The organism is Mycoplasma sp. Ms02, from assembly GCF_019720735.1.
GTDB lineage: Bacteria > Bacillota_I > Bacilli_A > Mycoplasmatales > Metamycoplasmataceae > Mycoplasmopsis.
The window spans coordinates 555,664-580,021 of record NZ_CP081302.1; the positions used below are offsets into that span (position 1 = coordinate 555,664).

The 24,358-nt window shown below is 32.6% G+C and carries 25 protein-coding genes and 1 pseudogene; 22 read left to right on the forward strand and 4 right to left on the reverse strand.

Going from position 1 to position 24,358, the window contains the following annotated elements; genetic code table 4:
• Nucleotides 1-19: 19 nt before the first annotated feature.
• The 10 genes from K4L35_RS02100 to K4L35_RS02145 all read left to right on the forward strand — a co-directional run bounded on the left by K4L35_RS02100 (nt 20) and on the right by K4L35_RS02145 (nt 14,713).
• Nucleotides 20-892 carry a carbohydrate ABC transporter permease gene (locus K4L35_RS02100; RefSeq protein WP_221617297.1) on the forward strand — a complete coding sequence of 291 codons (873 nt, stop codon included), beginning with the start codon at nt 20-22 and terminating at the stop codon, nt 890-892.
• On the forward strand, nt 892-1,740 hold the full coding sequence (locus K4L35_RS02105; RefSeq protein WP_221617298.1) for a carbohydrate ABC transporter permease: 849 nt from the start codon (nt 892-894) through the stop codon (nt 1,738-1,740). Before K4L35_RS02100 ends, K4L35_RS02105 begins: the two co-directional genes overlap by 1 nt.
• Before the next feature lie 9 nt (nt 1,741-1,749).
• Nucleotides 1,750-3,519, forward strand: a complete 1,770-nt coding sequence (locus K4L35_RS03515; protein ID WP_221617299.1) for an ATP-binding cassette domain-containing protein — start codon at nt 1,750-1,752, stop codon at nt 3,517-3,519.
• A gap of 433 nt (nt 3,520-3,952) precedes the next feature.
• On the forward strand, nt 3,953-4,255 hold the full coding sequence (locus tag K4L35_RS02115) for a hypothetical protein (RefSeq protein WP_221617300.1): 303 nt from the start codon (nt 3,953-3,955) through the stop codon (nt 4,253-4,255).
• Between the two features lie 10 nt (nt 4,256-4,265).
• Complete coding sequence (locus K4L35_RS02120) at nt 4,266-6,662, forward strand: hypothetical protein (protein ID WP_221617301.1); 2,397 nt, start codon at nt 4,266-4,268, stop codon at nt 6,660-6,662.
• Between the two features lie 517 nt (nt 6,663-7,179).
• Complete coding sequence (locus K4L35_RS02125; RefSeq protein WP_221617302.1) at nt 7,180-10,116, forward strand: carbohydrate ABC transporter permease; 2,937 nt, start codon at nt 7,180-7,182, stop codon at nt 10,114-10,116.
• Between the two features lies 1 nt (nt 10,117).
• Nucleotides 10,118-11,059: a sugar ABC transporter permease gene (locus K4L35_RS02130; protein ID WP_221617303.1), complete on the forward strand. Its 942-nt coding sequence runs from the start codon at nt 10,118-10,120 to the stop codon at nt 11,057-11,059.
• 2 nt (nt 11,060-11,061) lie between these two features.
• A complete protein-coding gene (locus K4L35_RS02135; RefSeq protein ID WP_221617304.1) occupies nt 11,062-12,249 on the forward strand; it encodes an ABC transporter ATP-binding protein in 1,188 nt (395 codons plus the stop codon).
• Nucleotides 12,249-12,908: a hypothetical protein gene (locus tag K4L35_RS02140; RefSeq protein WP_221617305.1), complete on the forward strand. Its 660-nt coding sequence runs from the start codon at nt 12,249-12,251 to the stop codon at nt 12,906-12,908. The genes K4L35_RS02135 and K4L35_RS02140 overlap by 1 nt, the downstream gene beginning before the upstream one ends.
• 35 nt (nt 12,909-12,943) lie before the next feature.
• Complete coding sequence (locus K4L35_RS02145; RefSeq protein WP_255558956.1) at nt 12,944-14,713, forward strand: alpha-amylase family glycosyl hydrolase; 1,770 nt, start codon at nt 12,944-12,946, stop codon at nt 14,711-14,713.
• Nucleotides 14,714-14,741: 28 nt separating this feature from the next.
• Here the strand turns inward: K4L35_RS02145 and K4L35_RS02150 are convergent, their stop codons facing one another.
• The 4 genes from K4L35_RS02150 to K4L35_RS02165 form a co-directional block, all read right to left on the reverse strand.
• A complete protein-coding gene (locus K4L35_RS02150) occupies nt 14,742-15,926 on the reverse strand; it encodes a trigger factor-related chaperone (protein WP_221617306.1) in 1,185 nt (394 codons plus the stop codon).
• Between the two features lie 2 nt (nt 15,927-15,928).
• Nucleotides 15,929-16,636: a hypothetical protein gene (locus tag K4L35_RS02155; RefSeq protein ID WP_221617307.1), complete on the reverse strand. Its 708-nt coding sequence runs from the start codon at nt 16,634-16,636 to the stop codon at nt 15,929-15,931.
• Nucleotides 16,636-17,478: an HAD family hydrolase gene (locus K4L35_RS02160; protein WP_221617308.1), complete on the reverse strand. Its 843-nt coding sequence runs from the start codon at nt 17,476-17,478 to the stop codon at nt 16,636-16,638. Before K4L35_RS02160 ends, K4L35_RS02155 begins: the two co-directional genes overlap by 1 nt.
• A gap of 72 nt (nt 17,479-17,550) precedes the next feature.
• Nucleotides 17,551-18,414 (reverse strand): MAGa3780 family membrane protein, encoded by an 864-nt coding sequence (locus tag K4L35_RS02165; protein WP_221617309.1) that lies wholly within the window; start codon nt 18,412-18,414, stop codon nt 17,551-17,553.
• Between the two features lie 256 nt (nt 18,415-18,670).
• Between K4L35_RS02165 and rpsJ the strand changes: the two genes are divergently transcribed.
• The 12 genes and pseudogenes from rpsJ to rplN all read left to right on the forward strand — a co-directional run bounded on the left by rpsJ (nt 18,671) and on the right by rplN (nt 24,356).
• Nucleotides 18,671-18,976: a 30S ribosomal protein S10 gene (gene rpsJ / locus K4L35_RS02170; RefSeq protein ID WP_221617310.1), complete on the forward strand. Its 306-nt coding sequence runs from the start codon at nt 18,671-18,673 to the stop codon at nt 18,974-18,976.
• A 21-nt stretch (nt 18,977-18,997) separates the two neighbouring features.
• Nucleotides 18,998-19,633, forward strand: a pseudogene (rplC, locus tag K4L35_RS02175) (50S ribosomal protein L3); the annotation flags it as partial.
• Nucleotides 19,634-19,806: 173 nt separating this feature from the next.
• Entirely contained in the window at nt 19,807-20,421 is a 615-nt protein-coding gene (gene rplD, locus K4L35_RS02180) for a 50S ribosomal protein L4 (RefSeq protein ID WP_221617312.1), read from the forward strand.
• Nucleotides 20,421-20,882, forward strand: a complete 462-nt coding sequence (gene rplW, locus K4L35_RS02185; RefSeq protein ID WP_221617313.1) for a 50S ribosomal protein L23 — start codon at nt 20,421-20,423, stop codon at nt 20,880-20,882. Before rplD ends, rplW begins: the two co-directional genes overlap by 1 nt.
• 101 nt (nt 20,883-20,983) lie before the next feature.
• The gene (rplB, locus tag K4L35_RS02190) at nt 20,984-21,829 is read left to right on the forward strand and encodes a 50S ribosomal protein L2 (RefSeq protein ID WP_221617314.1); all 846 of its coding nucleotides are present in this window, start codon (nt 20,984-20,986) and stop codon (nt 21,827-21,829) included.
• A complete protein-coding gene (gene rpsS / locus K4L35_RS02195) occupies nt 21,829-22,107 on the forward strand; it encodes a 30S ribosomal protein S19 (RefSeq protein ID WP_221617315.1) in 279 nt (92 codons plus the stop codon). Before rplB ends, rpsS begins: the two co-directional genes overlap by 1 nt.
• Entirely contained in the window at nt 22,107-22,448 is a 342-nt protein-coding gene (gene rplV, locus K4L35_RS02200; RefSeq protein ID WP_221617316.1) for a 50S ribosomal protein L22, read from the forward strand. The genes rpsS and rplV overlap by 1 nt, the downstream gene beginning before the upstream one ends.
• Nucleotides 22,448-23,098, forward strand: coding sequence for a 30S ribosomal protein S3 (gene rpsC, locus K4L35_RS02205; protein WP_221617317.1), 651 nt, complete (start codon nt 22,448-22,450; stop codon nt 23,096-23,098). Before rplV ends, rpsC begins: the two co-directional genes overlap by 1 nt.
• 2 nt (nt 23,099-23,100) lie before the next feature.
• Nucleotides 23,101-23,529 (forward strand): 50S ribosomal protein L16, encoded by a 429-nt coding sequence (rplP, locus tag K4L35_RS02210; protein ID WP_221617318.1) that lies wholly within the window; start codon nt 23,101-23,103, stop codon nt 23,527-23,529.
• On the forward strand, nt 23,529-23,720 hold the full coding sequence (gene rpmC, locus K4L35_RS02215; protein WP_221617319.1) for a 50S ribosomal protein L29: 192 nt from the start codon (nt 23,529-23,531) through the stop codon (nt 23,718-23,720). The genes rplP and rpmC overlap by 1 nt, the downstream gene beginning before the upstream one ends.
• Nucleotides 23,720-23,989, forward strand: coding sequence for a 30S ribosomal protein S17 (rpsQ, locus tag K4L35_RS02220; RefSeq protein WP_304618604.1), 270 nt, complete (start codon nt 23,720-23,722; stop codon nt 23,987-23,989). The genes rpmC and rpsQ overlap by 1 nt, the downstream gene beginning before the upstream one ends.
• Nucleotide 23,990: 1 nt before the next feature.
• Nucleotides 23,991-24,356, forward strand: a complete 366-nt coding sequence (rplN, locus tag K4L35_RS02225; protein ID WP_221617320.1) for a 50S ribosomal protein L14 — start codon at nt 23,991-23,993, stop codon at nt 24,354-24,356.
• Nucleotides 24,357-24,358 lie beyond the last annotated feature (2 nt).

Here is a 24,358-nt window from a genome sequence, read left to right on the forward strand (position 1 = left end):
AAACGTATAAAGGACTAAAATGTACAAAAAAAGATACTTTTTTAGCCTTGTACTTCCAGCTTTAATAATATTTGCATTCGTAGTTGCAATACCAACAATTCTTGGATTTTCATACGCCTTCACAGATTGAGATGGAGGAGTAGGAAAAGCTCTTAATTTTGTTGGATTTAAAAACTTTGGAAAAATATTTGAGCAATCAGCTACAGGTAGACAACCACTTACATCAACAATTGTTTATACACTTGTTTTCTCGATGGCGTCACTTGTAACAATAAACTTATTCGGTTTTGGATTAGCTTATATTTTGAACCAAAAATTTATTAAAGGAAGAAACATCCTCCGTGGTGCTTTTTTCTTACCGAACTTATTAAGTGGATTAGTACTAGGTTATTTATGACAAAAAATATTTGATTATGGTATTACATCATTATTCCCAGACTTTCTAAACGGGGAAAGTATTAGAACGGCAGGTCGATGATGAGGACTTTTTGCAATGGTTATCGTGTACACCTGACAAATGGCAGGATATGTAATGGTTATTTACATTGCAGCTTTACAAAACGTTAATAAAACGCTTGTTGAAGCAGCCAAAATTGAAGGTGCTTCAAGATTCAAAATCTTTCGTAGCGTTATCCTTCCATCAATCGTTCCTGCAATCACGATTTCATTCTTTTTAGTTATTAGTGGATCATTCAAAATGTTCGACCTTAACTTTGCCATCGCCGAAGATAGAGCAGGATTCTCATTCTTAGCAGTAGATATCTATAAAACAGCCTCAGTCGATAGAGCATACGGATTAGCCCAAGCCAAAAGTGTTATTTTCGTAATCCTCGTTTCGCTGATTTCTGTCACACAAGTTTACATAACCAAGAAATACGAGGTTAAAGCATAATGAATAAAAATATAATGTGACAAAAAGCACTGGGTAAAAGTATTGTTTACATCGGCATCCTTCTATTCGCTCTGCTTTGAATTATGCCCTTCATTTTACTTGGCAATACTTCTGCAAAAGATTTTGGTGAAGCCAATGATCCAACAGAATTTCTTAAAATCGCCAAAAGCTTCCATGTTTCAAACTATACAGAAGCTTATGAAACAATGGACACCTCAACTGCTTTCTTTGTAACGCTTGCGATCACAATAGTAAGCAACATATCAATCATCTTTGTTTCAAGCTTAGCAGCTTGACAATTAGCTAGATCTAAAAAACTATATGCCAAAATTATTTTTTATGGCTTTATTATTGCCTTAATCATTCCTTTCCAATCAATCATGTTTACGTTGTTTAAACTTGTCGAAAATCTACATCTATTAAACTTCTTAGGGATGGTTATTCTTTACACAGGGTTTGGTTTAGCTCTAAGTACATTCATGATGCACGGATTTATCTCTTCAATACCTACTTCTCTAGAGGAAGTGGCAAAGGTTGAAGGATACGGACCATTAAGAACGTACTTTAAAATCGTATTACCATTATTAAAACCAATCATTACAACAATCGTAATTTTAAACACAATGTGAATATGAAACGATTTCTTACTACCATATTTATTTACAATCAAAAATCCCGAAGCACCATCTACACTAATTGTTAACTTATATAGCAAAGTGTCGCAATTCGTTTCAAACCCTGCTGTTCAAACAGCAGCTCTGGTTATTGTTGTCTTGCCAGTTCTAGTATTCTTTGTAATTGCACAAAAGAATATTATTTCAGGTATTACTTCAGGATCAGTCAAATAAAGGAGAGCTATGAAAATTCAATCAAATAACCAAGTAGTCCAATCAAATGGATTACCAAAATACATCCTTGAATTACATGAAGAATTAAAAAAAGCTTATCACGAAGAATTAGCTAAAGTAGACATGTCAGAAATAGTTCTTCAAATTGAAGACATGGATAAAGTTTACGAAAACGGATTCCAAGCTGTTTTTGGAACTAGTTTATACCTTAAAAAAGGTGAGTTCTTGTCATTACTGGGACCTTCAGGTTGTGGTAAAACAACAACTCTAAGAGCAATCGCAGGACTTGATTTACCTACATCAGGTAATGTTAGAATTAACGGAACAGATGTTACATATGCAGAACCAAGTGATCGCGATATCACAATGGTTTTCCAAAACTATGCACTATTTCCTCATTTATCTGTTAGAGACAATATTGCTTTCGGTTTAAGATCAAATAAATCTAAAATTGGAGAAGAAGGTCATTTCTACAAAATAGAAAAACTACTAAAAAACAAGGTAAGATATCTTTCTTCAACAATTAAAGATATTGAAAATGTGTCTAAGATCCAAAAATCAATTGAAAAGCTTGAACTAAAAGTTCAAAAAATGGATCAAAAGTATAAACAAAAAAATGAACATGAAAGTTCACTAAGTGTACAAGCTAAAAACAAACTTCGTTTAATGTTTTTCAAATTGAATGGACTAAAAGTACTACTTGAAGCTCAAAAAAGTAAATTAGTTGAAATTAAGGATTTAACCCCTGCTTACAAGAAATTAGTTAGTGAGCGTCAAAAACTATTAGATGAATTAAAACAAAATGTTTTAAACAAAAAAGCTGCTAGAACTAAAGACGACAAAAAAGCAATTATTAATAACAAAATCAAAGAAGCAAGTTCAATTCTTGGACTAGATTACTACTTAGACCGTAAACCAAGTGCATTAAGTGGTGGTCAACGTCAAAGAGTTGCTCTTGGTAGAAGTATTGTAGGTAATCCATCATTATTCTTAATGGATGAACCTCTTTCAAACCTTGATGCTAAACTTAGAGCTTCGATGCGTAGCGAAATTAGAAGAATTCACGAAAAAGTCGGAGCAGGAACAGTTTATGTTACTCACGATCAAATTGAAGCGATGACGATGTCAGACAAAATTGCAATCATGAGTGATGGATTTGTGCAACAAATCGGAACACCGTCAGACGTTTACAAAAATCCAGCAAACCTTTTCGTTGCCCAATTCATTGGTACACCAACAATGAATTTATACGAAGGAACCTATAAACAAGGTAAATTCGTTTCTGAATCATTTACATTAGACTTATTACCTCACCACACAAAGAACATTGAAGAAAATCAAAAAGTTGTTCTAGGAATCAGACCTCAAGATATTTCTGTCGATGAAATGATTAAAAATACTTATTCAAACTCAATTAATGTTAAAATTACAGCCAAAGAACTTTTAGGTAACGAAATTCAATACACAGGATTAATTGAAAACAGCAATAAAGAACTTATTTTCATTACAAACTCATATGAAAATTACTCAATCGGTGATTCTAAACAAGTGCACTTAATTTCATCAAGATTCCATATCTTTGATCAAAAAACAACAATTTCCCTAACTTCAGAATTTAACTACGAAACATTAAACTCACTAGTTAACTGATCTAACTCAAATGAAAAAATTAAAATCAGAAGAGAATTATTAGACTTTACAAAAAACAAAAATACTGATATGACAATCACAAAATATACAGTCCAAAAAGTCAAGTCTTTATTTGCAAAAAAGAAATAAAATAAACTGAAAAATCTAGGCAAGAAGCTTAGGTTTTTTCATTTGTGGAAACGTGTTCCACAAAATTATTATTTTAATAAATATGAGTGGTAACAAATTTATTTTTTCATAGTAATTAAAAACATTTAAATTCTTTGTTTTTTTCAACAATAAACGCTACTTTTATTTTGTTAATGCATCAAAAATAACTAATATTAATTTCACAAGATTTTCTTGTTTTCAAGATTTTGCGATTTTTTATTAAATATCATTAAATTAGGTGTATAAGCACCCAACTTAATGAAAGTAGGTCAATATCAAAAGGATTAAAACAAGAAATGTTAGTTTAAAAACAAGAGTAAGATGATTCTTTTTAGGTAAAAGACCTCTTGAGAGAAAGTTTCTTCCCAAGATAACTGAGTACATAGTTTTGGTTATCTCTAACTTGGTTATTATGGGATCCACGTTTGCTCTTGCTTTTGAACTTTTTGCATCTAAAAATAACGGAAATATAGACTTTAACTTATTCTTAGAAACCATTAATGGATACGCTTGAAGATTGGTTATCTCTTTTGCCTTAATTAATCAATTAGTTTCTATCATTTGCGTAATTCATTTACTTTATATAAGATCAAAAACAGAGTTTGCAAAATGAATACCTTTTGCGATTATCGGATCTACGTTGTTGCTTATATCACCCCTAACTATACTTTTTTCACTGGTTGGTTATGAAAAAAACAAAATTGCCTTTGAGTAATAGGAGAAAAATGAAAAAGAATTTTAAAACATTATTAACAGGAACTGGAGCTCTTGCTGTTCTTTCAGCTTCATTCCTTTCTGCATCTTGTGGAGCTGGAAACTCAGGTTCGTCAAGAAATGAATTCGCTGCAGAAAAACAAATTATCGTTGCTGTTGACGGACAACAAAAAAACTTTTACGCCAAAGTAGAAGAATTATTTAAACAAACGCCTTCATACAAAAAAGGTTATAGATTATCAAAAATCGAAAAAGGTGTGTTTGATGCTGTAGACTTTCAAACAATTGGTATTGCTGACAAACAAGTGCCTGATGTATTCTATGCGCCTAACGACAGAGTTACAACACTTGTACAAGCTAACGGTGTATCTGATTTAGACGTTTTACTACCTAACGTACTTCCAAAACTTAAAGAACAAGGAAACTTATCAGACCAAGATGTTGAAAACTTAAGAAACTTTGGAAATGTTGAAATTGTTATTCAGAAAAAAGATGGAAGTATTGAACCTACAAGACGTTTCCATGCTATTAGACACAACAATGAAGGTATTGTTTTATCTTCAACAAAATCACTTGAAGAAACAAAAGCACAATTACAAAATCCTGACACCGACACACTTGCCGAACTAGTAGCAAAAGGTGAAGCGTTAATTCGTCTTCAAGACTTCTGATATGGAAATGGTATTCTAGCAGGTGCGTTCAAAGCTCAAGATGACGCTCAAGGCGAATTGATTAAGAAAATCCTTTACAGTGAAGGAGCTAAAATTTCATCAGGATTCCTTCAAGGAGATAAATACCACGAGAAATACAAAGAAGCTCTTAAAATTGTTTCAAAACTTGTTTACCCTATTGTTGAAGCAGCTTATGCTAAAAACGAAGAAGAATATAAAGAAACTGTTTGAGCTAAAAAAGGTATTTCACAATCAGATCTTATTGCAGTACTAGATAAAGATATGGGAGCTGTAAACAACAAAATTTGACAACTTCAAAAAGAAGGAAAAATTACATACGCAATTATCGGTACTTGAGATGTTCAAGCATCACAAAAAACAGCTGGAACTGAAACATTTATAAATGTAATACCTGTAGCTGATTACAATGGAAAAAAAGTTGAATACATTCAAGCTCCAGGTTCATGATCATGATTAGTTAACTCAAGAAACAACGGATCTTCTCAAGAAAGAAAAGATGCAATTCAAGATTTATTATTAACAATCAACAATGTTCAGTCATGAAAAGCATACTTTGACCAAGATTCAAAAATTCCTTACTTAAACAAAGTACAAGAGTCGCTTAGAACAGAAGTTTTAGCCTCAAATGCAGAACTAAGTGTGGAATTAAATAAATTTGCTGAAAGTATTGGTTACTCAAACTTCACGGAACTTTATACTTCAGAACAATACGCAAGTCTAAAAAGAGACATTGCACAAGTAGCCTCAACTGATTTTGGATCATGATCGACAAATGAAGCTCAAGACCCATTAGCTGAAGCTTCTCGTTCAGTATTACCAGCTGTTAGCCCTGAAATTCAAACAGCAACAGAATTGCAAAAAACAGTTCCTCTAAGAAATGCTTTAGCAGCTATTGCAGGCAAAACAAATGTTGATGATTTAACACATATTAATGGTGCAGGTGAACCATGAAAAATCCCTGTTTCTAAATTTAATGAAAAATTGTATGAGTCAGAAGAACACGCAGACTTTAAAAAGAATACTTCAGAAGACCCAACAAATGCTCACGTAAGAAAAGTGGAAAAATTCATTTTTGGTGCCAACGGTGACAATGGTGATGAAAGAAGCAGTTTGATCAATTCGATCGTTACAGCACTAAAAAACAACAAATTAAACGATATGTACGAAGCAGTTTATGCAAAAGCTAAAACATTTGCTCAATTAATGGGATCCCAAGCAACTGAAGCAAGAATTAAAGAGGCTGCAAAGCTATACTTTGACGGGTATGTAAACGCTGCTAAAGTTAGAAAGCACACAATTGAAGTTTACTTAGAAAAACCAGCTCTAGCGAAAGAAGGAAGCAATGTTAATGTAGGTGATTTAACAGTTGGAAAAGTGCTTGACAAATTTAGTAAATATGAAACTTCATTCGCTGTTAATAAAGTATTGAATGTTATTTCATCAACAAAACCTCTTTCAACAAATGATGGTTTAGGTGTATTCCAAACACAACCTTCACGTCTTGACCAAGGTAACCCACAATTCGGAAAAATTTGAGGAATTTGAAACGATAACGTCTTCGGGAACAAACAATTGTATGAAAAAAACAGAGGTAAATTAACAACTGAAGAAAACTTTGTTGGATTAATCGAATCTCAATTAAATCACCAACTAGGAGAAACAGTAAAAGCCCTTAAACAAGCTAAATCTTCTCTATACATTGAAGTTTCTAAATAGTGACTCACTTTATAGAACACAAATATAAGTTTAATATTACAAAAAAACAGTTTTACAGCTTTTTAATAATATGCGTACTAATAGCATTCTCACTTTTTGTTTGAGTTTTAAGCTCTTTTGTTTTTGGTCTAAAAAGTGACTTTTTAGGCTCAGATGCAACAGAAGATGAGAAATCACAATTTGCCAGCCAAGTAGCTTTCATTAAACTTTTTACGTATATTATAAATTCTGTATTAATTGTTTTTTTTATTATCTACTTATTATTACTGCGTTCCAAACTCAAGGGCGGCTATTTCTTCTTACTTGCTTGAATGATTTTATTCGGTGGACTTTGCGTTTCACCCTATATTCAAGGCTTAAACCATGTTAATTCAGTTGAAAAAACGATCGCAATAGCAACATCATGCTTTTCAGGTTTGATGGTAGTATATTTAATTTACTTTACTTTTATCTACTTTCAAAAACGGAGAGCTTGGCATTATGAAAAATACAGAATACACAAAGGAAGGGGATCTTAATGGAAAAAATAAAACTCTATAACTGATATGGCGAATCTTTTGATCCTGTTGTTCCAGAGGTACATCAAACTTTAAAAGCGTATAAGCATCAAGTTAAAAATGTTTACACGAGACTTGTTGATAATACAAAATCAAGAGAACAAATTGAAAAAGACCTATATTTAAGAGCAAAAACCAAAATTGAAGACAACCTAAAACGAGAACTAAGCAGTTTAAGAGTTGCTTATAAAAACAAACTAAGAGTTTTCGAAGATTCAATAAAAGCACTTAAATACGCTGAAAGTATGAATACTTTTATTAAGTTTGAATTATCGAAGTTAAAAAAAGAAAAAAAAGCTTTAAAAGCATATGTTAAGGATTACATCAAATCTTTATACTCAACTTCTGATGAAGAAGAAAGAAAAAAAGAGTTGATCGAAAACTTATTTATAAAAACTAAAGAAAATGAGAAAGAATTACTTTCTAAGTATGCATGCTTAAACATCCTGCTTAAAAAGCTAAACGGTAGAGAGTACAGTTTCAATGATTTCGAACTTAGTTACTATAACGCTCACAAAGAAAGTGGCTATTTTGACGAAATGCACTTTAAATTAGAGGAAAAAAGAAAAGAGTTCTTAAGAAAAAAAGATAACTTGCAATCTAAACTAAATAAAACTAGAGAATTGCAAAAAAACCTATATTTAAACGAAAAACACAATTTAAAACTTGAAACTAAGAAAAAAATCAAAGAAATTGAATACGAATATAACCAAAAAATTCTTGAGGCAAGAGATAAAGCTAAAGCATATAAAAAAGCAGCTTACCTAAAAATCAAAGAACACAAAAGTCAAATCTTAGAATCAAGCCATAAAAATGAACAAAGACTTAACAAACTTAAACAAAATGCAAAAAGTTTTAAAAAGTTAGCTAAAACACAGTACAAAAAAGACTTAAAACATCTTTATTCCAATCTAGATAAAAGTATTCAAAAAGATACTGAAACATTGAGCTCGCTTTTTAAAAGCTCTGACGAATCACAGGTAAAAATTTACAATCAAATTCTTACAAAAGAAGCGAATTCGCCTTTGAATAAGAGCTTAATTAAAAAAGAACTAAAAGCTGCTGCATTATCAAAATACAAAAAAGCACTTTCTAATGAGTACAAAAAGTTTTCATACGAAGGTCTATACAACGAAAGTGTTTCAAAAGCACAATCTGAATACTTTTCTGACACACACAAAACAAGAACTAAATTCTTAAAAGAAAAAGTTGATTCAAAATTTAATCTTGAAGTTTTAAAAATAAACAATTCTATTGAAACTGAAAAAGAAACATACAAAGCTAAAAAAGCTGAAGTGCTTCAGAAATACAATGATCTTATGCAAAGTGCAAAAGACAAGTATAAAGCAAATGATATTAGCAAGGAAGCTCTTAAAAATCTAAGAATTGAAGCAAAAATATTTAAAAAAGAGTCTCTTTATACACTTAAGTTAGAAAATTCAATTTCAAAAAACAAAGAATCACTCAAAACTCTATTTTGAAGACGTAGAGAAGAACTTAATGTTAATAAAAAGATCCTAGAATCAAAAATTAATGAGGCACAAAAGTCCATTCCGACAGAGTGTATTAAAAACTTAAGGTGATGATCATTGCTTTTAGGTGTATTACTTCCTGGATTGCCTGAATTAATTTGATTTAAGCAATACACAAAATCTGCGCTCATGCTGATTGCCACGACATTTATTTATGCAATTATTCTACCATTCTCGTTTGGTGCTTACTGATCAAAAATGGGAGGGATACCTGGATTCTATGACCTTGGTTCTAGCTTGCATGATATTTCTCAAGGTATACTAACTGATGCTAGATACTACTTGTTTGGTGGTGTTGTTTCGGTCATTCTAGTTGTTTTTGCAGTAATTTATTTTACAGTTTCAGGACTAGGAGCTTATCGTGTGGCTAAACACCTTGAAGGTGGAAGTAGACCAAGTATGTGATCACATACAAAAAGATGATTAAAAACAGCAGGATTCCCGTGATCAATCTCACTTATGGGTTGATCGTTAATGATCTTCGTTGTTATAACACCAATCATTACCTCAGTTCTTATTTCATTTACAAACTATGGATACAAACATATTGCCCCATCGCAAACTGTAGATTGAATAGGTCTTAAATCGTGAGGTTATTGATGAACGTTTAGAGAAAACAACTTACTGCTTTCTCTAAGTAGAGTTATCACATGAACACTAATTTGAACAGTATTATCAACTATTATTCCAATTTCGGTTGGATTCTTAATGGCGATTCTAGCAAACAACAACAGATTAAAAGGTAGAGGGATTTTTAGAATCATATTCATTCTTCCTTGAGCTATTCCTGCCTTTGTTACAATCATGTTCATCAAAAGTACTCTTGTCGGTGGAGATCAAGGATACTTAAACTTAATACTAATTAAGTTAGGAATTTTAGAACATGGAATAGACTGATTAAACTCGATTACAAAAGCAAGAGTTATCTTGGTAATCGTTCAAACTTGAATTGGTTACGCTTGAATATTCATGCTTGTTACAGGTAATTTACAATCAATTCCAAAAGATATTTATGAAGCAGGATCTGTTGATGGAGCTAAAAGATTCCAACTTTTCAGATACTTAACACTTCCTGCTCTTGTACTTGCGATTGCTCCGATGTTAATTGGACAATTTGTAGGTGCGTTTAATAACTTCACAATCATTTCGCTACTAACGGGTGGTGGACCAAACTATCCAACACCTACAGTGTTTGGTGAAGCGTCAACAGACATCATAATTTCTTGAGTGTTTAAAATCGCTCAAGGAGCTATTCAAATCGAAGGAAACCAATCATTTGGTGCAGCACTAGCAACTTTTGCAGCATTGATCAGTATCAGCTTTGCAGCAAGAGGATTCATCAAATCGATGTCAAGAAGGGGGTAAAATGGCAAACATTTACAAATCAGTTTTATCTGACGTAAGGGTCAACTATAACAAGTTATCCCCTAAAAGAATAAAACTAAATTATTCAGATCAAAAAGCAATGACAAAATCAGAATTAGTCGCTTTAGTTTTTAACTACTTAATTTTAATCTGCTGATCAATGATTATTTTGTTTCCAATCATTTCACTTGTTATTGCTTCGTTCAACATTTTTAACCCACGTATTGTGGCGATAACACCATTTAAATTCGGAATTGACAACTTTGTTTATTTATTTACTAACGAAAGAAGTCATTTCTTAAGATGATACGGAAACACCTTGTTTATAGCACTTTTAACAGCTTTAATTGCAACAACAGGAGTTGCACTTAACGCTTATGCTTATTCAAGATTTAGGTTTGCTGGATCTAAACACTCATTAACCATTGTTATGATGATTCAGATGGTACCTGCAACATCAAGCTTAATCACTCTTTATATGCTAGTACAAATGGGTGGAAGTATAGGTATAAGCCCTATTGTTATGTTAGTGATAATTTACTCAGGTGGAGCAGTATCATCTAACACCTTTATGCTGAAGTCATATTTAGATTCTATTTCTCCAGAACTTGACGACTCAGGTAAAGTAGATGGGTGCTCAAACTGAGGGCTATTCTTTAAAATACTTATTCCTGTTATTAGACCAGCATTAATAATGGTTGCACTTTGATCTTTCTTGACACCATTTACTGATGTTATTCTTCCTAAGTTTGTGCTATTTAAAGTTGAAGATAAAACTTTAGCTACTGGTCTTGAGTTGTTTATTAACACAGAACCAAAACACGTTAATGCAGGTGCATATGCAGCAGGATCGCTGCTAGCATCACTACCAGCTTTCGTTCTTTTCATGTACTTACAAAGATTCATTGTAGGTGGATTAAGTGAAGGAGCAGTTAAAGGATAATTATGAATAAAAAACACTATGAAACAGATGAATTTGATACATTTGAAACAATCGATTTAGATAAATTAGTTTCAGAAATCGGTGAAACCTTTAACGAAAACAAAGGTGCTCACATCCAACTACAAAACATTTCAAAAAAATATGAAGGAAATGAAAAATATACTTTAAAAGATATTAATCTTGAAATTAAGCCAGGATCATTCTGCATCTTTTTAGGACCTTCAGGTTGTGGTAAAACAACTTTATTAAGAATGATTGCAGGTCTAAACTCAATTACAAAAGGTGATTTACTTTTTAACGGAAAAAGATACAATAACTTATTACCAAATGAACGTAATATCGCTATGGTTTTCCAATCTTATGCTTTATATCCACACATGAATGTTTATAACAATATTTCGTTTGGTTTAAAAATAGCTAAAGAACGTAAGGACATTATTGATAGACGTGTAAAAGACGTTTCTAAAATTCTTAAGATTGAAGATTACCTTTACCGTAAACCACGTGATTTATCAGGTGGGCAACGTCAAAGGGTAGCTATTGGTCGTGCTATTGCTCGTAAACCACTTGTTTTCTTAATGGACGAACCTCTTTCAAACCTTGATGCTAAACTACGTGAAAGTATGAGACGTGAAATTGTTAACATTCACAGAATGTTAAACACAACAAGTATTTATGTAACACACGATCAACTCGAAGCTATGACAATGGGTGACCAAATCGTTGTTTTCAATGATGGAAGTATTCAACAAAGTGGTACAGGTAGAGAGTTATATTTTAAACCTGCTAATATATTTGTTGCAAAATTCATCGGTTCTCCAACAATGAATACATTTGAGGCAGTTTACGAAAACGGTTACATTATAAGTTCAGATAAAAATGTAAAAATAAAATTAAGTCAAGAAAACTCGAAAAATTTACATGAAGGTCAAAAACTAGTTGTTGGATTTAGAAGCGAAGATATTTCCATTTCAGATACAGCGAAAGAAAACAGTACCTACGGAAAAATCGAAAACATTGAGCTAATCGGAAAAGACCAACTTGTAGCTTTAAAAGTAAGTTCTGAAGTTGAATTCATCGTTAATGCATCAAACAGCGCAGAGTACACACTTTATGACAACAAATATGTAGTATTTGAAGAAAAAAGAATTCATATTTTTGATGCAAAAACTGAAGAAAGAGTTAATTAATGAAGTTTTTCAAAAGACACTTTCAAAACTATAAAGCAAGAAAAATAGCGTACATTGTAGTTGTTTTAGCTCTGCTTACTTCGATAATTTGCACAATCTCTTTACTAGCTAATTTTGATCCCCTAATGAAAGCAGAATTAGAATGACTTCAAAAAGGTCATTTTGAAGAAACTATTACTCAAAAAGAAATTCTAGAAACTTCAAAAACAAAATCAGAGCTTTACCAACTTAGACACGTTTTTAAGTCGTTTAACTTTATTCTTTTAGCCTTATTCACAAGTGGTTTTGCAATTTCTATTGCAATCGTTGTGAACTTATTTACAAACAAGTACAATGGGCAAACTATTTCTAAAATACTTTTAACAATAATCACAGTTTCGCTTGTACTTACATTCTTATTACTATCTTTAAAACCTCTACCTTCTGCTAGAGATGCTCAACTTGTTATCAATGGCAATGTCAGAATAATTCAGAACTTTAGACAAGGAATGGAATACACAGCTGGATACATTTCTTTTATTTGTGCTTGAATCGTTTTAATTTTTACGATTATTGCAAGAAGAAGATTTGGTTATTTAACAAATGATCAAACGCTTGCAAAAAAATATAAAGACACAGAAACATACAAACTTCAAATTGACGAGGTTTTAAATAGCTAATGAAATTTAAATCTCTGCTTTTTTCAGGAGCACTATTGACAAGCGCTTTATCAATCACTTCTTGTGTTTCCAAAACAGAAAAAAAATTAAAAGATTGAGGTGATTCATCATTTAAAGATCAGATTAGATTAAAAGAAACTGAACATGCCAAAAGCTTAGATCAAGTCAAATTTATTGCCCCTTTTAATAAAGATGCGAATCCATCAAACGTTATGTATCAACTCGCAGTGTATGCGTTTGCTGATGGTAATAATGATGGAATTGGCGATTTTATAGGCTTAAAGAACAATCTAGATTACTTTACTGATTTAGGTATCGATACTCTATATCTTTCTCCGATACACCCTGCAAGTTCATATCATGGTTATGATGTGATTGATTACATGGATGTGGCTCCTGAATTTGGGGGTATGAAAGCTTTTGATGAATTTTTGATTGAAGCACATAAAAAAGGCATAAAAGTTATTTTAGATATGATTATGAACCACACTTCGTTTGAGCATCCATGATTCCAAGCAGCACTTAAAGGTGATTCGAAATATGAGAATTACTATACCTTTTTTGAGAACAGAACTGATGGCGATAGAAAATATGGCATCGATGATCAAGATGCAAGAAATATCTTTATAAATATCGAAGATAAAATACCAACTAATAAAAACTACGTTGCAACATTCTGAAAAGGGATGCCTGACTTAAAAATGGATAATCCAGAAGTCCAAGACGAAATGAAAAAAATTCACAAGTTTTGATCACGAAAAGGTGTTGACGGATTCAGATACGATGCCTTCTACCATATCTGAGATTCAGAAGCAACAAGAGAATCCAAAGATCCAAATAACGAGAAGATTAATCGGCTATTCTCAGATATCAGAGAAGCAGTAAATGCAGAGCTTAATGACGGAAATCTAAGATCCTCAAACGAGGCATTCATGTTCGGTGAATGATGAGGAAGTGTAAAAGATGGAGAAACCTACTTCGTAAGAAATGGTAAAAATAGTTTAAGCTCTTTAATTGACGGTCAAAACTTTAAGAACGACACAAGATTTTGATTAGATACCACAGAAGAGAAAAGTATTATAAAACAGCTAAATTCGTCAAATATATCAAGACCTTGAATGCCCTTTTTGGACAATCACGATGTCGAAAGGTGAATCAATAGATTCAGAGGTGTGCTTAGATCGGGAGAAATTTATTCTCATACTGAAGCTTTAAATGAACAAGAAAAAGCGTATTACAGAGTAGCTCTTGTATCATTACTTTCAAGAGGTGGTCTTCCAATTCTATACAACGGAAATGAATTATTGGCACACGGAGGTCCTAAAAGTTCAAATGGCGATATCTCGGTTAGAGAGGCCTTTCCTTGAAAAGATGACATCAAAAAAGTTGATTTCTATGAAAAGAAATCTGGTAAAAATGAACATGCCAAAAGTTGAGGCTATGATAACGAACAATCTGTAGAAGAAGCTATAAAAGATAACCAATCAACCTATAATTTAGTGAAAAAAGTTATTTCTGTAAGAAAACATTTTGATTCAGTTAAGAACCAAAATGAGAAATATATTGTTGATCCAGAAGATGTTTTTTCAGAACTGCCAGGATTTGCGACAGTCAGAAAAAATAGCGACAACGAACTTCTTGTATTTATTCACGATTACTCTCCAAAAGTAACAAAGTCGGATTTTATTTTCAAAACCAAACCAACCAAAATCGACCCACTTTTAGAAATAAACACAAAGATATTTGAAGGCAAAATAGAAACCAAAGGATTTGAAAGAATCGGAATATACAAGATACAAATTTAACTAAAAAAGAGGCTCGTGCCTCTTTTTTTTATTGAACGTAATCTTTGTATTTATCAAAAATTTCTTTGTGGTTGTGTTCTAAATATAGCAGAGCAACCTTTTTGTTAATAAGAACTTCAACAACTCTTGCAACAGAAATGTTAGCGCGATACCTTTCATTTACTGGTAAATGACTTAGAGCCAATTTGTACTCTTTTTTAATTTCTTCATCTGTTGGAGATATATTTAATTTTCTTGGAACAAAAGAGTTTAAAAATGTTTGTTTAAATTTTTCTTGAATTGTTTTTTTAATTACTAAATCTTGGCTTTCGAAGAATTTTTCAACATCTTCTTTTGATACTCTTGGATCGTTAGCAGCGTTTTGTGTTACTTCTTCTCTGTAAGCTTCATATTGTTTTTGATAAAGTTGCTCAGGCATTTCTTCGATAGTGATATTCTGAGATAATTTTTCGTATATAGCTTGTTTATAGTTAATAAGTAAATTTTGGAACGCAGCACCAATTACTGTTTTTTTGATAAAGTTATAAGCTGTTTCACGATTTGTTATTTCTTTTATTCCTGTAAGAACAGCGTTTTGGTCAGTAATTGGCATTCTTACAGATTCATTAACTTCAAGAATTTTAATTCTGTGTTTCTCGCCACCGAAATCTGTTTCAAACTCATCTCCTGCTTTTTTATCCACAAGTGCAAGAGTTAGTTCTGATAAATGAGCATCACCGTTCATTTCCACTTCTTGTTGTGAAGGCTTACTTGCTCTTTCGTTTTGAATTTCAAAAACAACAGAGTTACCATTTTGCTTAATTGGCTTATTTGTAGGCATTTTGAATGCATACATACTCATGAAATTATTTATAAACTGCTCAATTTGTTGATCACTTTCAATTGTGTCTTTAAATTCAACATCAGAGTCAAGGCTTAGATTAATTTTATCCACATCATCTTGATAATAGAATCTAAGCGTTAATTCACAACTGTCCAGGTCTGCTGAATAGTTCTCTAAAACAGGGTGAAATACTACTTTTGTTTTATCAGAAGCGAATCTTTCATTAAACTCTTTAGCAACTTTTGAATTTACAACTGCTTCTTTAGCAACTCTTAAGATATCTTCTTGCTTAAAGGTTTCTGTTTGAGATTTTATAAACTCAAGAGCTTGATTTTGAAAAGTGATTCATTCATTTTTCTCTAATTTATAATCGAAATCATAAAATTTCATCTTTACCTACTTTTTAAAATTTCATTTAATTTGTTGTTTGGTGTTTTTTTATTTGTTAATGTTACTAAATACCAAAAAGTCGAAAATGTGTTTAATTTCCCTTTTTCAAATGAGTGTGCTTCAATTGACGAGTAAGCCTTTAGATATCTAACAACTAGCTTTGTAACTGCTTTTTCGTTTTTAGAATTAACGCCTCTAAAAAACGAATATCACTTTAAATCAGTCATTTTAGGCATTGTATGAAAACTATAAACATATCTTTTGTGATACATTTCCTCAAAATTGATGTTTTCAAATCTTGAAGCCATTTTTTCAATTTCTGAATTATCTATTTGGCGTTTATTCATGGATTTATTAATTGATGAGTTTAATAGAAATAATGCAAAAACTCAGCACATGATGCAAATTAAGATAAACGCACCAAAGGCTAAAAAAGTATAACCTTGATTTTCAGGATCGATTTTGTAGTTTAGGAATATTGCTGGTATGGCACTAATATAAGCCACAAAAAACAACAACCAAATAGCGAAAGAATTCAGCATTCCTTTGGTTAAATATGTTTTTATTTTCTTAGGTATTTCTAGATCTGCATTTGTAAATGCTATTCTTAAACCTGCTTGTGTCTTATTAATGTTATTTAAAACTAAATAAGATCAAATTAATAAAACGACAGCAAACACTACAGATAAAGCATAAAAAGTGTTTTTCATTAATCTAAACCATCCAAAATTTCTTCTATTTTGATACCGATTGATCCTTCGTTATGATCACCCACAACTCCATACGCAGCATCTTTTGCAGGTTGTGTTGCGTTGCCCATTGCAAAACCATATTTTGCATGTTTGAGCATTTCAATGTCGTTTCCACTATCTCCAAATGCCACTAAATTATTATCGCTTAAACCTGCCATTTTAATTACTTCTTCTATTCCTTGATATTTCGAAATCCCTTTTGGATTAACATCTACGTAAACTGAGTTTGTTAAAAAGACTTCATGATCTTGATCTAGCTGTACCTTAACTTCTTGCCATATTTCTTGAGCTTTTTCGATTGGACATCTTAAAGCCATTTGAACGACTTTATTTTCGGGATCAAAAGTAACTCTTTCAAGCTCGTCTAAATCAGCAAATTTTGCTAAGTTCAAATCCATAACTGCACTTTGTAAAATTCACTCTGGTAATTCATTTGTTTTTGAGCCTTGAACATAAGTTCCTGTGTAACTTTCAGTGTCAAGATTAAAAATCAAATTGTGCTTCTGCGCAGCAGTTTTCATCACATCAAATGCTCTAGTATCAACATTTCCTAGAACTTTTGTTACTTTATTTTTAACATCATAAATAACTGCGCCATTTGAACACACTAAGTAGTCAAAATGATTCAGAATATCTTCTTCTAATAAAGGAAGAACTTTTGGTAAACACCTTCCTGTTGCAACTGTGTTATAAAAACCTTTTTGTGCAACTTTTTCCAATTGTTCCATTGTTTTAGGGTGAACGTTACCTTGTTTTGTTAGTAGTGTTCCATCTAAGTCATAAGCAAAAATATATTTCATTTATATCTCCTTTTAATTTAAATTATATTTAACTACTTTAAAAAGTTTAAAAAATCGTGCTTAAAAGCCCGATTATTTTATTTTTTCTAATTTGATTTTATATACTTTAACTCAAAATTCACCAAGTCCGTAAATTGCACTTGCTCCAACTACAAATAGAACTAAATTAAGAACAACTTTCATTACTATTGAACTACCTTTATAAAATAATGGCTGATCAAAGTTTAAGAAAGAGTAAAATACTGTGTTTACCTTAGAATATAAAGCAATACTTTGTGATCCTGCAGTTTTTGGGTCCATGTTGTTTAATCCTTGTTTAAAGTAGTTATAGTAATCTTTTCCTAAGTAAAACAGGATTAAAGACATTGTAAATCAAGCTAAAACAGGAAGGATCATGATTACAAAGTGTTTTCGATTCATTGTAATTGTTTTTCTGTTTAAAAATAAAGCAAAAAATGCAAAAGCAGGTGTAACAAAGTGAACAATAGTAGTGTTTAGCAATCTTGGTCCTGTATATCTATTTTCTTTGAAAAGACCTGGGAAAATTAAACCTCAAAAAACTAAGAATGTTACTGTAATATAGCATACTGATGCAAAAAATACTTTTTTAACTGGATTACTTTTTGAGTAAAAAGCAACTAAAAAAGTACATGCAATAACGAGTGTATTACTTAAGTAAGTAAAAGTTGCTGTCCTTCCTCACATGAAATCGATAAAACGAGGAGCTAATTGGTTAACCTTGCTATCAAGGACATAGTTTTTAATTTCATTCCCTAGAGAATCTGAGTTTTTAAATGCCTTAGTTAAATCAATTGAATCAAGAGCTCAATTTGAAATTACAGCAAATAAAAAGAAAAGAAGCATAATAATTGCAACCGATAAAGTTCTTGCACTATTTGGCGAAAGTCTGTTAATTTTATTTTTTATAAATTCCATTTTCATTCCTTAAATTATTATTAACAATTATAAACTTTTTTAAATTATTGACGACACTTTAGAAAGCCGATACGCCAAAAAGCGTTCTTATTTTAAAATCTTTTACTTTTTGTTTCATTTTTTCAAATTTATATATATAATAAATAAGCAACTATGGCATAGATACATGAGGTTGCCAATTCACCATTAAAGTTGTTGAGGGTGGTTTGGGTTTTCATGTGGAGCCGAGTTCACAAAATGAACAAAGGAGACAACAATGAGCAAACTTAACATCAAAGTTAAAGGGTTTGATCACGCTCTAGTAGACGAAGCTGCGAAAAAACTATACAACGTAGCTAAAGCTGCAGGAGCTAAAGTTAGTGGACCTATTCCTCTTCCAACAAAGAGAGAAGAAATCACTATCCTTAGATCAGTTCACGTTAACAAAACATCACGTGAGCAATTCGAATCAAGAACTAGCCAAAGACTAGTTGTTGTGGAAAACCCAAGTGCAGAAGCACAAGACAAAATCAAAAGATTAGAATTACCAGCAGGTGTTGCAATTCAAATCAAAGTTAAATAATCAAAATCACTTAAGGAGTAAATTATGAAAGGAATCTTAGGACGTAAAATTGGGATGACTCAAATTTACACAGAATTTGGACTATCAGTTCCAGTTACTGTTGTTGAAGTTCAACCAAATGTTGTGTCAAAAGTTCTTTCTCAGGAAAAAAACGGGTACGTTGCTACTCAGTTAGCTGTTTTCGACAAAAAAGAAAAAAGATCTAACAAACCTGAAAAAGGTCACTTTGCAAAAGCTAGCACAACACCTAAGCGCTACGTAAAAGAAATTCGTGACATGGAAGGTTACGAATTAGGACAAGTTGTTTCAGCAGACTTATTCAAAGCTGGAGAACTAGTTGACGTTATCGGTACATCAAAAGGTAAAGGATTTGCCGGAACAATCAAAAGACACAACCAAGCTATTGGACCTAAATCACACGGTGGAGGGGGAGGTTCACAACCTGTTCGTCAAACTGGATCATTAGGGGACATTAGTGGTAACAAAGTTGTTAAAGGTATGACAATGCCTGGACACTTAGGAAACGTTAGAACAACAGTTCAAAATCTTGAAGTTGTTAAAGTTGACGTTGCAAACAACTTAATCCTTATTAAAGGATCAATCCCTGGTGCTAAAAAATCATTCGTTACAATTAAACAAGCTGTTAAAGGTCTAGAAAACAAAGAACCTATCGTTCTAGTTGATGTAGAAGAAGTTGTTTTAATGAACGAATTAGTTGAAAAATCAAAAAAATACGGTATCGAAGTTAAAGCTGGAATGCACTCATCAGAATTATTACCATTAATTCAAGCTGCAGAAGAAGCTGAAGCTAAAGAAGGAGATAAATAATTATGGCTAAAGAACAAGCTACAAAATTAAACTTCAAAGCTGATCTTCCTGCAAATCTTTTTGCAAGTGAAAAAATCTATGAACAAGCAATTTTCGACACAGTATTATCAGATAGAGCATCAAGAAGACAAGGTACACACCAAGTTAAAAACCGTGCTGCTGTAAGTGGTACAGGTAAAAAACCTTGAAGACAAAAAGGTACAGGTAGAGCACGTGCTGGTTCTCTAAGATCACCACAATTTGTTGGTGGGGGAAGAGCATTTGGTCCTCAATCAGAGAGAAACTACTCATTAAAAGTTAATAAAAAAGTTAGATACGCTGCTTTAGTTTCTGCTCTTACACTATTAGCAAGAGACAACGCAGTTCTTGTAGATGATTTAAAATTAGACTCAATTTCAACAAAAGCATTAGTAAACAAATTAACAGAACTTAAAGTAAACGATTTAAGACACATTCTTATCGTTACAGAAGACACAACAGTTTACAAATCAGCAGCAAACATTCCAAACGTGCACACAGTTAAACCAAACTCGTTATCAGTTGAATTACTATTATTAGCTGACGTTATGGTTCTTTCAAAATCATCATTAGAAGTATTAGAAGGAAAATTTAAATAATGCAAATCACAGACGTAATTAAAAAACCAGTTTTAACTGAAAAATCATACGCACAAATGGATAAAAACGTTTACACATTTGAAGTTGCTTACGATGCAAACAAACACCAAATTGCAAACGCTGTTGAATTAATCTTTAATGTTAAAGTTGAAAGAGTTAACACAATCAAAGTTGGTAAAAAACCAAAAAACATTGGTCGTTTCCACGGATTTACAAATCGTTACAAAAAAGCTATTGTTAAGTTAGCTGAAGGTTCAGTAATTAATTACACACCAAGCGAAAGCGTTTCTTCAGAAGAAGAAGCTGCTAAAGCTGAGAAAAAAGTTGCTAAAGCTGCAAAAGCATCATCAGTAGAAAAACGTGCTGCAGAAAAACTAGCATCTAAAAAATCAACAGCAACAAAAGCTGTTAAATCAGCCACAACTAAAAAGGCTACAACAAGAAAAGTTGGTGGTGAATAAGATATACCATCACACTTATTTATAAATAAGTTATTAAATTTTCGCGGATTAAAACTGCTTAAAAGAAAGCCGCAAATATTTTTAAGCAAAGGAGATATGACATGGCAATTAAACACTATAAGCCAACTACAAACGGTCGTCGTAACATGTCATCTCTTGACTACAAACAAACTTTATCAGGTCACGCTCCTGAAAAATCTTTAATGGTTATTTTAAAAAACCATGCAGGGCGTAACAACCAAGGTAAAATCACTGTTCGTCACCACGGGGGACGTGTTAAGAGATACTACAGAATTATCGACTTCAAACGTAACAAAGATAATATCCCTGCATTAGTAAAAACAATTGAATACGATCCAAACAGATCAGCAAACATTTGTTTATTAGCTTACGCAGATGGAGAAAAAAGATATATTTTAGCACCTAAAGGGATTAAAGTAGGTCAAACTGTTGTTTCAGGTGAAACAGCTGACATTATTGTTGGTAACTCATTACCATTAAGCCACATTCCTGAAGGTACATTCGTTCACAACATCGAAATGCAACCAGGTGGTGGAGGTATTATTGCACGTAGTGCAGGTACATCAGCACAATTACTTGGTAAAGATGACGATGGAAAATACGTTGTTTTAAGATTGAAATCAGGTGAAACAAGAAGAATTCTTGCACGTTGTCGTGCAACAATCGGTACAGTAGGAAACGAAGACCACTTACTTGTTAACCTTGGAAAAGCTGGAAAAAACAGACACATGGGTGTTAGACCAACAGTTCGTGGATCTGTAATGAACCCTGTAGACCACCCACATGGAGGGGGAGAAGGTAAACAACCTATCGGACGTAAAGCCCCTCTTACACCATGAGGTAAAAAAGCTCTTGGAGTTAAAACAAGAAAAACTAAGAAATCTTCAAACAAATTGATTTTAAGAAGAAGAAAGGATGCTAAATAATGGCTCGTAGTCTTAAAAAAGGTCCATTCGCAGATGAGCACCTACTTAAAAAAGTAGACGCAATCGTTGAAGGTAAAGCACCTAAAAAAGCAATTAAAACATGATCAAGACGTTCAACAATCTTTCCAAGTTTTGTTGGATTAACATTCTCAGTTCACAATGGTAAACAATTTATTGATGTTTATGTAACAGATGACATGGTAGGTCACAAACTAGGGGAATTCTCACCTACACGTACATACACAGGTCACGGTGCAGATAAAGGGAAGAAAAAATAATGCAAAACGTAGCAAAAGCACACGTTAAAATGCAACGTGTAAGTGCAAGAAAAGCTCGTCTAGTTGCTGATTTATTCAGAGGAAAAGACGTTCGTGTTGCACTTGGTATTCTTCACAACACAAACCGTAAATCATCAAAAATGTTTATTAAATTGATCAACTCAGCAGTAGCTAACGCTACAAACAATCATGGATTAGATGCATCTAAATTATTTGTTAAAGAAGTCTTAGTAAATGAAGGTCCTACACTTAAGAGATTCCAACCAAGATCTCAAGGTAGAGCTTACTCAATTTTCAAACGTACATCACACTTATCAGTTACATTAGAGGAGAGAAGATAATGGGACAAAAGGTTAACCCAAATGGATTCCGTTACGGAGTTTCTAAAAAACACGTTACAACATGATTCGCTGACAAGGATAACTTTGGTAGCCAATTAGTTGAAGACGCTAAAATCTACAAATTCTTTGATAAATATGTACGTCAATACCAAATCGGTCAAGTGGAAGTTAAAAGAACTCAAGATCAAAAAGTTACAGTTATCGTTCACTCAGCAAAACCAGCAGCAATCTTAGGTCAAGAAGGTAAAAACCTACAAGAACTTACAGTTGCTTTAACAAAATCAATCAAAAACAGAAAATTAAACATCCACGTTCAAGTTGTTGAACTTAAAAACCCAGACCTAAACGCTAGATTATTAGCTGAAATGGTCGCAACAAAACTAGAAAACCGTGAATCATTCCGTATCGCACAAAAAGTTGCTATCCGTAACGCTATGCGTGCAGGAGCAAAAGGTATCAAAACAGCAGTTAGTGGTCGTCTAAATGGTGTTGATATGGCTCGTACAGAGGGATATTCAGAAGGTGAAATGAAGTTACATACACTAAGACAAAATGTACAATACGCAACAGCAACAGCTCGTACAACATACGGTGCTATTGGTGTTAAAGTTTGAGTTTCACTAGGTGAAATTTTGGAAGGAGATAAATAATCATGCTTCAACCAAAAAGAACTAAATACCGTAAACCATTTTTACAAAAATACGACAAACGTAAAGCTCACAAAGGGAACAAAGTTTCATTTGGAGAATTTGGTTTACAAGCTACAACAGGTGCATGAGTAGATGCACGTCAAATTGAAAGTGCCCGTATTGCTATTACAAGACGTATGGGTCGTGAAGGGCAAGTTATTATCCGTATTTTCCCTCACTTTGCAAAAACTTCAAAACCAATCGGATTACGTATGGGATCAGGGAAAGGTTCTCCTGACAAATGATATACAGCAGTTAAGGTAAACACAATGATGTTTGAAGTAAGTGGTGTTAAAGAAGAAGTGGCACGTGACGCTTTACGTCTAGGTGGACACAAACTTCCAGTTAAGTGAAGAATCGTTCAAAAAGAATCTCAAGAGGGAGCTGAATAATGTTATACAAAGATATTAAAGACAAAAGCGTTGAAGAACTAGTTAAATTAGTATCTGACTTAAAAGCTGAATTATGAACTCTTAGATTCCAAAACTCAACAGGGTCATTAGACCAAACACACAAAATCGCTTCAATTAGAAAAGATATCGCTAAAGTACTTACAGCTTTAAACCAAAAAGGAGTTAAATAATGGAAAGAAACTTAAGAAAAACTCGTACTGGTGTAGTTGTTTCTGCTGGTAAAACAGAAAAAACTATTATTGTTGCTGTTGACACATACAAAAAACACCCTCTATACTCAAAACGTTACAAATCAACAAAACGTTTCGCAGTTCACGATGAAAACCATGAAGCTAAATTAAACGACGTTGTTGTGATTATGGAATGTCGTCCATTATCAAAAACAAAACGTTTCAGATTAGTTTCAATCAAACAAAAAGCAGTTGAAGGAGCAAACTAGTATGTTAATTGAATTATCAAGAGCAAACGTTGCTGACAACTCAGGTGCTAAAGAAATCGGTGTTATCCGTATTCTTGGTGGATCTAAAAAGAAAACTGCAAACATCGGGGACATTATTGTATGTTCAGTTAAAAAAGCCATCCCTAACGGTGGTGTAAAAGAAGGTCAAGTTGTGAAAGCTGTTGTTGTACGTAGCCGTTACGGTCTAAAACGTAACAACGGATCACACATTCGTTTCGACGATAACGCTGTTGTAATCTTAAAAGAAGATTTAACACCACGTGGAACTCGTGTTTTCGGACCAGTTGCTCGTGAAATTCGTGAAAAATTCCCAAAAATCGTTTCTCTAGCACCTGAAGTGTTATAGTC